This window comes from Psychrobacter cibarius (assembly GCA_030686115.1).
In the GTDB taxonomy this organism is placed as follows: Bacteria; Pseudomonadota; Gammaproteobacteria; order Pseudomonadales; family Moraxellaceae; genus Psychrobacter; species Psychrobacter cibarius_C.
Map to the genome: position 1 here is coordinate 221,433 of CP131612.1, position 12,331 is coordinate 233,763.

At 41.5% G+C, this 12,331-nt stretch carries 12 protein-coding genes; 8 read left to right on the plus strand and 4 right to left on the minus strand.

Annotation, left to right across the window (positions count from 1 at the left end; all coding sequences use genetic code 11):
- Positions 1 to 357: 357 nt before the first annotated feature.
- The 5 genes from Q6344_00940 to Q6344_00960 all read left to right on the plus strand — a co-directional run bounded on the left by Q6344_00940 (position 358) and on the right by Q6344_00960 (position 5,820).
- Positions 358 to 1,812 carry a Do family serine endopeptidase gene (locus Q6344_00940; GenBank protein WLG13956.1) on the plus strand — a complete coding sequence of 485 codons (1,455 nt, stop codon included), beginning with the start codon at positions 358 to 360 and terminating at the stop codon, positions 1,810 to 1,812.
- Between the two features lie 261 nt (positions 1,813 to 2,073).
- Complete coding sequence (locus tag Q6344_00945; protein WLG13957.1) at positions 2,074 to 3,282, plus strand: hypothetical protein; 1,209 nt, start codon at positions 2,074 to 2,076, stop codon at positions 3,280 to 3,282.
- Between the two features lie 438 nt (positions 3,283 to 3,720).
- On the plus strand, positions 3,721 to 4,626 hold the full coding sequence (gene dapA, locus Q6344_00950; protein ID WLG13958.1) for a 4-hydroxy-tetrahydrodipicolinate synthase: 906 nt from the start codon (positions 3,721 to 3,723) through the stop codon (positions 4,624 to 4,626).
- A 35-nt stretch (positions 4,627 to 4,661) separates the two neighbouring features.
- On the plus strand, positions 4,662 to 4,976 hold the full coding sequence (locus Q6344_00955) for a hypothetical protein (GenBank protein ID WLG13959.1): 315 nt from the start codon (positions 4,662 to 4,664) through the stop codon (positions 4,974 to 4,976).
- Positions 4,977 to 5,106: 130 nt separating this feature from the next.
- Positions 5,107 to 5,820: a phosphoribosylaminoimidazolesuccinocarboxamide synthase gene (locus Q6344_00960; GenBank protein ID WLG13960.1), complete on the plus strand. Its 714-nt coding sequence runs from the start codon at positions 5,107 to 5,109 to the stop codon at positions 5,818 to 5,820.
- A 260-nt stretch (positions 5,821 to 6,080) separates the two neighbouring features.
- Here Q6344_00960 and Q6344_00965 read toward each other — a convergent pair whose 3' ends face one another.
- The gene (locus Q6344_00965; GenBank protein WLG13961.1) at positions 6,081 to 7,400 is read right to left on the minus strand and encodes a short-chain fatty acid transporter; all 1,320 of its coding nucleotides are present in this window, start codon (positions 7,398 to 7,400) and stop codon (positions 6,081 to 6,083) included.
- 229 nt (positions 7,401 to 7,629) lie between these two features.
- Between Q6344_00965 and Q6344_00970 the strand changes: the two genes are divergently transcribed.
- Both Q6344_00970 and Q6344_00975 read left to right on the plus strand, forming a co-directional pair.
- Positions 7,630 to 8,277 carry a DNA-3-methyladenine glycosylase gene (locus Q6344_00970; protein WLG13962.1) on the plus strand — a complete coding sequence of 216 codons (648 nt, stop codon included), beginning with the start codon at positions 7,630 to 7,632 and terminating at the stop codon, positions 8,275 to 8,277.
- Between the two features lie 53 nt (positions 8,278 to 8,330).
- Positions 8,331 to 8,642: a P-II family nitrogen regulator gene (locus Q6344_00975; GenBank protein ID WLG13963.1), complete on the plus strand. Its 312-nt coding sequence runs from the start codon at positions 8,331 to 8,333 to the stop codon at positions 8,640 to 8,642.
- 9 nt (positions 8,643 to 8,651) lie between these two features.
- On the opposite strand, the gene Q6344_00980 is transcribed toward Q6344_00975, so the two are convergent.
- From Q6344_00980 to Q6344_00990, 3 genes are all read right to left on the minus strand, one after another.
- Positions 8,652 to 9,023 (minus strand): hypothetical protein, encoded by a 372-nt coding sequence (locus Q6344_00980; protein ID WLG13964.1) that lies wholly within the window; start codon positions 9,021 to 9,023, stop codon positions 8,652 to 8,654.
- 296 nt (positions 9,024 to 9,319) lie between these two features.
- Positions 9,320 to 9,982 (minus strand): hypothetical protein, encoded by a 663-nt coding sequence (locus Q6344_00985; protein ID WLG13965.1) that lies wholly within the window; start codon positions 9,980 to 9,982, stop codon positions 9,320 to 9,322.
- Between the two features lie 758 nt (positions 9,983 to 10,740).
- Complete coding sequence (locus tag Q6344_00990; GenBank protein WLG13966.1) at positions 10,741 to 10,944, minus strand: CsbD family protein; 204 nt, start codon at positions 10,942 to 10,944, stop codon at positions 10,741 to 10,743.
- Between the two features lie 630 nt (positions 10,945 to 11,574).
- Here Q6344_00990 and Q6344_00995 point away from each other — a divergent pair.
- Positions 11,575 to 12,138, plus strand: a complete 564-nt coding sequence (locus Q6344_00995) for a TetR/AcrR family transcriptional regulator (GenBank protein WLG13967.1) — start codon at positions 11,575 to 11,577, stop codon at positions 12,136 to 12,138.
- The last annotated feature ends 193 nt before the right edge of the window (positions 12,139 to 12,331 follow it).

Consider the following 12,331-nt stretch of genomic DNA (forward strand, 5'->3'; position numbering starts at 1 on the left):
ACTGGGTCAAATAATCGCGCCTTGGGTTATCCTACATGATCGGAATAATGACAAAATAGCACGATGACTTATCATACAGTAGCCGTCTTTATCATGCACCTAGCGAGGATTATCATTGTTTTGGGGTGTTTATATAAGGAAAGGTGAATGGTCGATGGCATAAGGGTATAAAAAACAGTAATCTAATAAACGACTAGATAGCGACTAAAAAGGTTGGCCGTTATAACATTAAGTGCCGATGCAACGTTTGTCATATACGGATTTGGTTAAAATTAAAACATCGTATACACGTCACTAGCGATAGTAGCCAAAACATAACCATTAAAAATAACAACGATTACTTATATGGAGGACAACATGCCTATCAATATGCTTACAGCGCAATCTAAGTTTTATGTGCCGCATTGGTTAAAACGTAGTGCGCTGGTGCTTGCTGTCAGTACCTCGATGGTTACTGGCGTCACTGCCACCGCCATGGCGAGCGCCCAAGCTGTCGTCACCACGGCGGATTTTTCTGACTTAGTGCAGCAAGTTACCCCAGCCGTTGCCCGCGTAAATGTCACCAAGACCGTCAGCGAGGCTGAGCTTGCCAAAGCCCAAACAGCCGAATTGTTACGGCAGTTCTTTGGTGATCGTTTACGTATTCCTGATCAGGCTGCCACGCCAGCGATTGAGCATGCTTATGGCACGGCTTTTTTTGTCACAGCTGATGGTTATATGCTGACCAACCATCATGTGGTGGAGGGCGCTGATAAAATCACTGTTACTCTTAACGATAGAACGGAGCTTGATGCAACCTTGGTTGGTAGTGATGAGCGCTCTGATGTAGCAGTGTTAAAAGTCTCGGGCAACCAATTTCCTGCTTTGCCTATCGGCGACTCGAATGCTCTGAAAGTAGGGGAGCCAGTACTAGCTATTGGTTCGCCATTTGGTTTTGATTACTCAGCATCGGCGGGCATTGTCAGTGCTAAATCACGCAGTTTTTCACGCGATACTAGCGTGCCATTTATCCAAACAGATGTGGCATTGAACCCGGGTAACTCAGGCGGTCCACTATTTAATCAGCGTGGTGAAGTGATTGGTATTAATTCGCGTATCTTTAGTGGTACTGGTGGTTATATGGGTCTGTCGTTTTCCATTCCGATTGATGCGGCGATGGATATTTACGAGCAGCTAAAAACTGATGGCGAAGTGGTACGTGCTTATTTAGGTATTTATCCGCAAGACATCGATCGCAATTTAGCAGAAGCTTATAACCTAGATCGTCCTCAAGGTGCACTACTGACAAGAGTATCACCAGACTCACCTGCACAAAAAGCTGGTCTAAAACCTGGCGATATCATTTTGCAATATAATGAAGTGCAAATTATGCGCGCCTCAGATTTATTAAACTTGCTCAATCGTGCCAAACCGAGCGATAGCTTCCGCGCACAGATTCAGCGTAATGGTAAGCAGATGACCATCAGCGGTAAACTCACTTATGCGCCCAATGATGTGAGAGCACAAAGCGGCGATCAGCAGAATGATGAGGTGCAGTTAGGCTTGCGTTTACGTAACTTGACCGCTGATGAGCAAGCAGAAATCGCAGTGGATAATAAGACGGGCATTTTGGTTACCACAGTTGACCCAACGGGATTGGCGGCGCGCTCAGGTCTATTGGCAGGTGATGTGATTACCAATTTCCACCAAAAGCCAATTAAAAAGGTCACGGATTTTTCAAGCGCGATCTCATCATTGCCCAAAAAAGGCGTAGTAACCATTGAAATTATCCGCCAAGGTATTCCCGCGATTATTGGCTTACGTATTGAGTAAGCCTTGATAGCTTTGATAGCTTGGTAGGAGTAATGGGTAGTCGGGGCAGCAACTGAGCATGGCATAACAGGCGCGTCAATAATTCTACTTGTCTATGATAGAGCTCGACCCCTATAATGGCTGATTTTTTTAACCATGACTTAAAATAATTTAACATTGTCACTAACTTGTTCATGGAGCGATTTATTTATCGCTCTATACGTTCTAATATAGGGTAAGCCAGTTGCTCGGCTCATACTCTCTCGTAACCATCAGGTAATTATGACTGACCATGCTCTTTATATCCTAAGTATCTCTACGACAGCAGTATTGCTTGCGTATATTATACTGTGGTCAGGATTACAAACGTTCAATGCCAATCCTACCAAACGTTTTATGCGTATTTGGTTTAAATTGGCACTATATTATGCTGCCTATACTATGCCCGTTTGGGCTTTGCTGTTGGTGATAGGTTGGTCGCAAGACATGCTGCCGATACTAGCGCAGCTATCACTACCACTCGTGCTAGTGGCTGTATTTGCAATGGGGTTCTATTTTTATACCGTGGTGATACAACCCAATCGTTTACGTTTAGATCATCATGCAATCGACTTAGATTTATCCACACCGTTGACGGTTGCCGTATTGGCTGATTTACGCATAGGCTTGTATAGCGGCAAGCCGCGTCATATTCGTAAACTGGTTGCTACCATCAATGCGTTACCAGCAGATGCGGTGCTGATTACGGGCGACTGGTTATATTATCCAAGTGCTGATTTAGTGGGTCAGCTCATGTTGTTTAAAGGGGTTAATAAGCCTATTTATACAGTGATGAGTACCTCAGACTTGCGTTATCAATCGATTAATACGACTAAGCAAGGACAGCCGCTATTAGAAGATACGTTGTCCAGTGCCTTTGATGTACTCGATATTAGCTATATCGGTCAGCAGTGTACGTCACTGCCACTTAAATGTACTGGGGCTACTAATGCGCTTTCAGTAATGCCCAGTGCGAGCTATTCTAAAAATAATAAAGAGGGTTTTAGACAGCAAAATTTGGAAAATAGCCCAACCGTCGCCGTGCTTTGCGGCTGGCAAGATGTTCCTAAACAGTTTGCTGATATTGAAGAGGCAAATGCGTCTGATAAAGCCGCGCTTGGTGCTGAAATTGCTAATACCACGAAGCCCGTCATCATCTTGGCTTCACGATTTGATAGTATTAGCGATTTGCCAAAATCCTTACAGCCACGACCACTATTGATTACTGGTGCAGCAAAGGCGATTCAAAAAAATATATGGTTGGCACAAAAACAAAAAAATATCGCACGTAGTAGCGAGCAGTCAACCCTGTTGAATAATAGCCGCATGGGTAAGCAGCGGGGTTTATACCAACATGGCAGTGCGCAGATATTTGTCAGTAGCGGTATTGGTACACGAGGGTTGCCTTTTCGCTTGTATCGCCCCACTATCGATGTGTTGACGATTCGTTAACATGACTCAAAAGACTTATCAGCGCTGATTCATTGCGCTAAACTGAGAGTTGAATAATAAGGCTGTTGGTTTGTAGGTTGTAACGGCATGTCAGCAATTCAATTGATTGAACGTTAATTGATTGATAGCGGTCAAATCAAAATATGCTACACTAGCAGGCGTTTTTATTATTCTATTTTTAGTATTAAATAAGCGTTGTCGGTCATTGGCAAAAATAAGGCCAAGACGATTTTTAGCATCTATATTGCGAACGCTTTTATCATAGAAAAAGATTGATCATAAAAAATACTCAGCATTAATATCAAGCAAGATATTGCCAATGGCGCCTATGAATGTACACAATATGAGTACAGGCGTAGACGTAATCATTGACACTTGCCAACGACCTATCATGTGACAGCTTTGAAAAAAGCTAGGATAATACAGTAAGGCACGGTTATGAGCACAGCATACGACGAGATCAAAACCCGACTACAAGGCTCAATGGTAGCCTTGGTAACGCCCATGCATCCTGACGGCACGGTCGATTATAAACGTCTGGCGGATCTCATAGATTGGCAGATTGAGCAAGGCACACATTGCCTCGTTGCCGTTGGTACTACTGGCGAGTCAGCGACCCTATCTATGCAAGAGCACAGCGATGTTATTCGCTACTTTGTTCAGCATGTCAAAGGTCGTGTACCAGTGATTGCTGGCACAGGTGCCAATAATACGATGGAAGCCATTAAGCTGACCCAAGATGCTGCCGACGCTGGTGCAGATTGTGCGCTATTGGTTGCGCCTTATTATAACAAGCCGCCACAAGAAGGCTTATACCAACATTATAAGGCTATCGCGCGCGCGGTAAATATCCCGCAGATGCTTTATAATGTGCCAGGACGTACGGTCGTTGATATTGCACAAGAGACCGTAGAACGTCTGGCTGATATCGATAATATCGTTGCGATTAAAGATGCCACAGGCTCTATCGCTCGCGGTGAGCAATTGATCAAAGCAGTGGGCGATAGAATCGTCGTGCTATCTGGCGATGACGGTACGGCGCTTGATTTGATGACATTTGGTGGTAAAGGTAATATCTCAGTCACTGCCAACGTCGCCCCGAAAGCGATGAGCGAGACTTTTACAGCGGCGCTTCGTGGTGATTTTGATGCGGCTCATAAAGCACATGATGTGGTCAAGCATTTACACCGTGACTTGTTTATTGAGTCAAGTCCTATCCCAGCCAAATATGCGCTTCATAAAATGGGTATGATAGATACTGGTATTCGTCTGCCTTTGGTATGGTTGGCTGAACAACATCATGCCACTATTGATGACGCCTTGGTGCGTGCGAACTTATTATAAAATGATGCGTGTAAATGCTAACTCAGAGAGATAATATGATGAAAACATCATCACCGACTGCAAAAAGATTCCCTGCGCTGCTGACCTTAATATTGGGAAGCACCTTAGTATTGAGCGGTTGCCAAAGTGCTAAAAACTTACTTGGTAAGCGTGACAATGGTAGTTTAGAATATCAGCAAAGCAAAAAGCTTGTGCCAATAGAGCTGCCTGCTAACAAAGAACCAGCGCCTTTTGTACCTTTGTATGCAACTCCTAATGCTGGTGCAAATACCCTGAAATTACAGAACGAATCAGGTAATCAGTACCAGCTACCGAAGCCTGAGCGCGCTGTCAGTAGTCCTTCGAATTAAAGCTATTTCCTTATTTATACCGCTGACATTTTACAGTGATTAATGTAAATATTATTCATTCTGTCATACAAAAATCAGCGGTCGCTGCGCGTTTTTACCACATAAGCTTGAACGAACAGGAACTCCCATAATGCAAAAGCAACAACTGCTGTATAAAGGCAAAGCCAAATCTGTCTATGAAACTGAAGATAATGATCTTTTGATTCTACATTTCCGTGATGATACTTCAGCGCTTGATGGCAAGCGTATTGAGCAATTAGCACGCAAAGGTGTCGTTAATAATCGTTTTAATGCTTTCATCATGCAAAAACTGGCTGATGCTGGTATCGAAACGCATTTTGAAAAGCAATTGTCTGAAGATGAAGTATTGGTCAAGCGTTTAGAGATGATTCCAGTTGAGTGCGTGGTTCGTAACTTTGCTGCGGGCAGCTTGGTTCGTCGTTTGGGCTTAGAAGAAGGGCAAGCATTGACGCCGCCTACTTATGAATTGTTTTATAAAGATGATGCACTGGGTGATCCAATGGTCAATGAGTCACTTGCTGTGTCTCTTGGCTGGGCAACCGAAGCACAACTTGCCAGAATGGAAGAGCTGACTCATCAAGTAAATGAAGTGTTAAATGCGTTATTCGAAGCAGGTGATTTGATACTGGTTGATTTCAAACTAGAATTTGGTGTGTTCCATGACCGTATCGTCTTAGGGGATGAGTTTTCACCAGATGGCTGCCGTATTTGGGACAAGACGACTAAGAAGAAGCTGGATAAAGACCGCTTCCGTCAATCATTAGGCGATGTCATTGAAGCTTATGAAGAAGTGGCTAACCGTATTGGTGTGCCATTAAGCTAGATGTTTGATTGGCACTGCACTGCAGGTCAATCTTTAGCGTAAAAAAAACTGAGCCATGTGCTCAGTTTTTTTGTGATTTTAAATTAATCTTCGTGTTTATCTTACGACTAATAATATAAAGGCTTTGACCTAAAGGTAGTCGTTATTATCAAATATGGCTATTCTGAATAGCTCCACTGCTATTTGATTTACTTCATTATTATCTAAAGATAAGAACAACCTCTTTATTAAAATAGTTAATGTTGGAGTTATAGGATTTATTATAAAAACAAGAGTCCTAAACCAATCACAACACCACTGACAATCAGCACGATGACACAAAAACCCATGATATCTTTGGCTTTTAGACCTGCGATCGCCAGTGCTGGTAATGCCCAAAATGGCTGAATCATATTTGTCCAAGCATCACCCCATGCTACAGCCATAGCAACTCGTGACGGATCACTACCCAACATTTCCGCCGCTTCTAACATGATTGGTGCTTGTACTGCCCATTGTCCACCACCTGAAGGAACAAAAAAGTTGACGAGTCCTGCACTGAGGAAAGCAAAAAGTGGTAGCGTCTCCGCTGTTGAAACGTTGACAAACGCTTCTGACATCACACCTGCCAACCCCGAAGCTGTCATCATTCCCATAATGCCTGCATAAAAAGGAAATTGGACGATGATAGCGCCTGCACCTTTAACCGCTTCTTGAACTGCAATCAAATACTTGCGAGGTGTACCGTGAAATATAATACCAAGAAACAAGAACATAAAGTTAACCAAGTCGAGCGTTAGAGCAAAACCGTTCTGTGCGAAATAATACACGATAAAGGCGATGCCCAATACGCCAATGACCATTGATAAAATCCAGCTGTTTTCTAAGCGTTCTGCTGGTGTCATATCCGATTTGGCTGGCAGATCCTCAGGGATAGGATCTACTAGAAGTTTTGGATCTACCGTAATCGTATCTTCTTTTTTTGGCATCATCAGACGGTTTAATAAAGGGACGATAATAACCAATGCTGCGACGATAATTAGGTTATAGCTAGCAAAGATGGTCGCACTTGTTGGAATAACACCGATTTTATCAACGAAGGGATGGCCTGCTGTTGCAATGGATAATGGAATCGACCCAGAGAATCCGGCATGCCAAATGATAAATCCAGAATAGGCGCTGGCAATCAATAAACGGTAATCGACATTTTCGACACGCTTCGCCAGCTCTTTGGCAAATAATGCCCCAATGACCAAGCCAAATCCCCAATTAATCCAGCTTGCTGCAAGCGATACTAAGGTGACCAGTATAATCGCACTACCTGGCGAGCTTGCGAAACTGGCAAGTTTACCCAGCCCTTTTTTAAATATGGGGCTGCTTGCTAATACAAAACCAGTTACTAGCACCAACACCATTTGCATTGAGAATGCCAGCAAAGCCCAGAAGCCTTCACCCCAAAACGCCACCATCTGTACCGGTGAAGAGTCGGTTAAACCTAAGCCCATTACAAAAATAACCAAGGTTAAAATAATGACGAACAGAAATGGATCTGGTAAATATTTTTCCATCAAGCTATTCGAGAAGCGTGTAATCCCTTTCATTTTTTGACTTCCTTTTTGTCTAAGTTTACGTTTCATTCCTCATTCCAATGTTACCTCATTCTTCCTTTTTTATGCTTATTCATTCAGCAGAAATCATCTTTTTGAATGCTATATCGACCTTGCAAGGTTTGTTTAAACATTCCTTAAACACTGTGTGCCATACCTTTTCTTAATTTTATGATAACTTATTAATTATTCAATGATATAAAAGCATAAAAGGTCATTACTAATGTCAACGTCTCAAACTTCCACGGCGCAGCCTACTATTTTAGCGCCATCATGGTTTACTCGACCAACCTGTGTGGTCGCTGCTGACTTAATAGGTAAAGTGCTGTGTAGAAAGCTGTTAGATACGGATGGCACGCCTAAAATACTACGTATGCGTATCTCAGAAACCGAAGCTTACATCGGTGCGGGCGATCCCGCTTGTCATTCACATGCTGGCAGTCGAACGCCGCGCACTGAAATCATGTATGAGCAAGGTGGTGTTTTTTACGTGTATTTGACTTATGGCGTCCATCATATGCTCAATTTAATCAGTGGTGCTATCGACTCCCCTGAGTCGGTGCTGATACGTGCGGGGTTTTTAGCAGAAGATAGTGGCCGCTTGCGAGATGAGCAGTTATTGAGCTTAGATCAACAACTGATTCATCCCAAGCAGTTCGCTGGTCCCGGTAAGCTGACCAAGCGTTTACAAATCGACCGTGACTTGTATGGCAAATCCATTCATCCAGCATCAGCCGTTTGGATAGAAGACGACGGTTGCAAGCCGCCAGTATCGCTGCGTCCACGGATTGGCATTGATTATGCGGGCGAGGCAAAAGAGTGGTTATTACGCTACATTTGGACAGACCATCCTTCGTTATCCAAAAAATAGTAAGATTGATAGTTGATGGCTGTTTTTCTAAATAGACTGGAAGGAAGTAATACATGTATAAACTGACCGTTTTTATTCCAGATACAGCATTAGAGCAGGTCAAGTCCGCTTTATTTTCGGCGGGCGCTGGGACGATTGGCAATTATGAACAGTGCTGTTGGCAAGTGCAGGGGACAGGGCAATTTAGGCCACTGGCAGGCAGTAATCCGAATATTGGAGCACATGATCGACTGGAAACCGTTGAGGAATGGCGAGTAGAAATGGTAGTGGCTGATGCTGATATTAAAGAGGTCGTCGAGGCGTTAAAGCAGGCGCATCCTTATGAAATGCCTGCCTATGATGTGATTGAAGTATTAGACTTTTAGGGTCAGCTCTCAGTCTTTTTTGATTTTAATCACGTTATAACTCGGATAGCCAAGCTCGATTTTGTAATCTTCACTGCCGCGTTTGGCTTTTACTTTTATTTTACTGTCACCTTTTTTGTATTTGACGTCTTTGACTCGATAACCCATATTGCTGACTTTATTCGCAGCCCTTTGCTCGATAGCAGGCTGATAAAGCTCTTTATCAATGGAGTTGATGGTCTTCTTGTGCTTTTTGTAGACCTTACTGTCTTTATAAATGTCTTCGTAAAGGTCGCCGTAAGCATTATAACCAGGTGCGGTGACACAGCCAGTCGTTATCGTCAGCAACACTGCAATCATACTAGTGCTAGTAGTGGTTTTTAATAAAGTATGGTGGTTCATCAAATCCTCTTATGATGTCAAAGATGTTTTTGCGTCTCTTATAAAAAAGGGTCAAATAAACCAAGGGCTGGCTTATTTGACCAAAGGCATCAAGTAGTCAATGATGCCAAAAACTTTATTTAATAGCTTTATTTTACTTATCTCATTTTTAATGCACTTAAATATAGTCGGTTCAATATAATTTAGATTCAAGGAAGGCAAGCGAAAATACTATAAATAGTAGACTAAGCGAGCCTGACACCGTATCTGATTTATATAGGATTGACTATAACTATCAATTGAATGGAGGATATGCTCTAGTCTTTTTCAATCTTAATCACATTTAAGTTTGGGTAACCAAGTCGTATTTCATATTCTTGCGAGCCGCGCTTGGCTTCAATCTCGAACACGCCGCGTCCGTTCTTTTCTTCCAGCTCAATGTCGTTGACCCGATAACCCATGCCTTGTATTTTATTGATTGCACGTTGCTTAATTGCTGGATAACGCGAGTCTCTTTTAATGCTATCTTCGATATCGTCATTCTTATAGTGCTTATTATTCTTATGCTTGCCATTATTTTTATATTTGTCTTTCTTGTAATGGTCTTTGTCATATCTATCGTCTTGCCAAACATTAGACCAAGCTTTTTTATTTGAGCTAATAAGCTTTAGATCAGGATACGTGTATTTTAGCTCGTATGCTTGGTTGTTCTTTTTGGCATAAGCGGTCATTATGCGATTGCCACGGTAGTTATCGGATTTGGTATCCATAACCTGATAGCCTTTACGGCGCAGATCAGCGCGTAGCTTTTGACTAATACGGTTGTAGTCAGCGTTACCATAATCATCATTACCACCATATACTGGATAATTATCATATCCTGGACCGACGACGGTACACCCAACTGTAGTGCCCAATAATGCAACCGCAAGACCAGTAGACATAACGGTCTTAAATGAGAAAGGCTTTAGAGTTTTCATGATCCAATATCCTATAATATTTTTAAATTACCCGTCGCATCATTGCTGGTGATAGCCGAGCATGTACGCACTCTATAAATTTTTCATATAATCGTATTCATAACTTACTGGCAAATTAATTATTACCATCGTCATTACCATTATGCGCTTTGAAATATTTTCTTACATTATCTATCATAATGGACAAAGCTTGATGATTAGTGTCTTTTGCGTTAATAAGTTGTAATCAAGGTAACGAATATGAATCATGTAAGCATATGCTTACACGAAATGACGCTTACGCGACTTAACATCAGGTTAGGAATTAGGCATTATAGTCACACGGCATTAGGGAATGTGACTCAAGGATTGAGTTGACCGCATTAAGGATAATGATTCACTTATTAGCATCAGGATGATAATGATAAGTGGAGTAAGGACACATACCCTTTGCTGCTATCAGTAGTTAATGCTGGTAGTTGTAGTAAAAAGGGCAGGATGCCCAGTATCACAATATGCTGAATCTTATGCAAGGATGCATGGGAAACAGTGGTGATAGGTAACATGGATGGTTAACAATAAAACCGCATAACAGTTAATTGCTATGCGGTTTTATCGTGTCTGGACTTTGAGTTTTATCTTTTAGAATTATTTGATATAAATCAAGTTGGTGATCAGTCCAGCATAAAAAAACCGCATTAGAAACTAATGCGGTTTTCGTTTAAATAATCTGCTTATAAGATTTTTATCTTAATACTTCTTACAAGCATGATTATCTACTAGTATTTATGTTCAGTACGCCATGCGTCTACTTCACGTTCAGCATCATCTTTGCTGTGACCATAACGTTCTTGAACTTTTCCGACCAATTTATCACGGCTACCTTCAACGTGTAATAAATCATCATCAGTAAGATCAGCCCATTTTTGTTTTACTGAGCCTTTTATTTGGTTCCATTCACCTTTTAGAGTATGTTCGTTCATTTTTATGTTCCTTCTTTTATTATAAAATTGGTTATTGAGACAATTATTCCATCTGTCTTTAATCGACATTTTACTCAGCTGCTATCAGTACTTATGAATCAGCTAACTGGTGATATCTAATATAAGTGCTCACCATCGCCATGTCTGTATATGCAATGTTGAGAGTGTTGCTCCATTATTGAGATCTGCACAGCTATGTTATGCATCGTCCATTTGTGTAATGAATGAAGTGTTTTATCAGTGACATACGTAAAGAGGATTAACAAGTCTGGCGATGATTTATAAAAAATGACGTCGTAACACGCTGTAAATATAGGAATAAAAAAAGTAGCTGTCATCATAAATGTGGCGGCTATTTTTTTATAATTGTTTTAGGATGGGTTAAAACGAATCATCAAGAATAAGTAAGGCTAAACATTTAGTGATAGACTTCTTGTTTAAATGGCTATAGCCTTATAGTTGAAATAACAATTGTTTTATAGATTAAGTTGGGGCAGGTTGATAGTGAATGTACTTGATAGTGTAAGTGCTACAAAACCGGAAACAAAACGAGAGCTGGCAAAGGCGAAAACGCGTCATACGTTACTCAAAAGTGCCTTGCAGCTGTATAGCGTAGAGGGCGCTTTTGGTATGAGTATGAATAAAATCGCGAAAGGCGCAGGTATTGCTCAGCCAAGTTTTTATAATCATTTTGATAGTTTAGATGCGTTGCAGCAGGTGTTAGGCGAGCAGCTTAAAGACAATTATTTATCGCCAATGCGCATGGCGTGGGTAGATATGCTTAAAGACTATCCAACGCTGTCTAAAGAGGACTTCAATGAGCGTTGTCAGGAATGCCTAACATTGATTTTTGATGCCGCTTTTCAAAACATCACTTTATTTCAACGTTTGCTCGAAGACAGTCTGCGCTTTGATTCAAACATAGAACGTAACGGGTTGGGAAGTCTAATCATAGAGATAAGAGACGAGTGGACTAAGATATTTATAGAGGGATTGCAGTCAGCTGAGTGCTCTTTTGACGAATCTGACGTTCATCTCTGTGTCGATATCGCTGCCGCTCAAGTACATGAATTGATATTGGGCTGTCATCAACAGCGTTATTCACGGCAGCAAGCCATTGAGATATTGTGCAAAAACTTTGATGGCGTCTTTAGCCATTTTTTCACCAAAGAGAGGCACAGAGTAAATAGCTAGTCATTCAGCTTATCAATGTTGCACTTTGACTAATTCTCAGTGTTTTTAAGATTGTTAGGGTGAGTAAATTTAGCAACCATATTAAACTTATAAAACGGAATTTATATAGTGAAAGCGATATAGTCGATTCAATTTAAAAGTAGTACAAGGCAACCGAGTGTAGATGTCTATTTAATACTTCAAACGAGATTAA

Excerpts from the sequence above, each read along its gene's own strand:
- Q6344_00960 (WLG13960.1), top strand. The coding sequence starts at position 5,107 with ATGCAAAAGCAACAACTGCTGTATAAAGGCAAAGCCAAATCTGTCTAT.
- Q6344_00965 (WLG13961.1), bottom strand. The coding sequence starts at position 7,400 with ATGAAAGGGATTACACGCTTCTCGAATAGCTTGATGGAAAAATATTTA.
- Q6344_00990 (WLG13966.1), bottom strand. The coding sequence starts at position 10,944 with ATGAACGAACATACTCTAAAAGGTGAATGGAACCAAATAAAAGGCTCA.
- Q6344_00940 (WLG13956.1), top strand. The coding sequence starts at position 358 with ATGCCTATCAATATGCTTACAGCGCAATCTAAGTTTTATGTGCCGCAT.
- Q6344_00995 (WLG13967.1), top strand. The coding sequence starts at position 11,575 with ATGAGTATGAATAAAATCGCGAAAGGCGCAGGTATTGCTCAGCCAAGT.
- Q6344_00975 (WLG13963.1), top strand. The coding sequence starts at position 8,331 with ATGTATAAACTGACCGTTTTTATTCCAGATACAGCATTAGAGCAGGTC.
- Q6344_00980 (WLG13964.1), bottom strand. The coding sequence starts at position 9,023 with ATGAACCACCATACTTTATTAAAAACCACTACTAGCACTAGTATGATT.
- dapA (WLG13958.1), top strand. The coding sequence starts at position 3,721 with ATGAGCACAGCATACGACGAGATCAAAACCCGACTACAAGGCTCAATG.
- Q6344_00985 (WLG13965.1), bottom strand. The coding sequence starts at position 9,982 with ATGAAAACTCTAAAGCCTTTCTCATTTAAGACCGTTATGTCTACTGGT.
- Q6344_00955 (WLG13959.1), top strand. The coding sequence starts at position 4,662 with ATGATGAAAACATCATCACCGACTGCAAAAAGATTCCCTGCGCTGCTG.
- Q6344_00970 (WLG13962.1), top strand. The coding sequence starts at position 7,630 with ATGTCAACGTCTCAAACTTCCACGGCGCAGCCTACTATTTTAGCGCCA.
- Q6344_00945 (WLG13957.1), top strand. The coding sequence starts at position 2,074 with ATGACTGACCATGCTCTTTATATCCTAAGTATCTCTACGACAGCAGTA.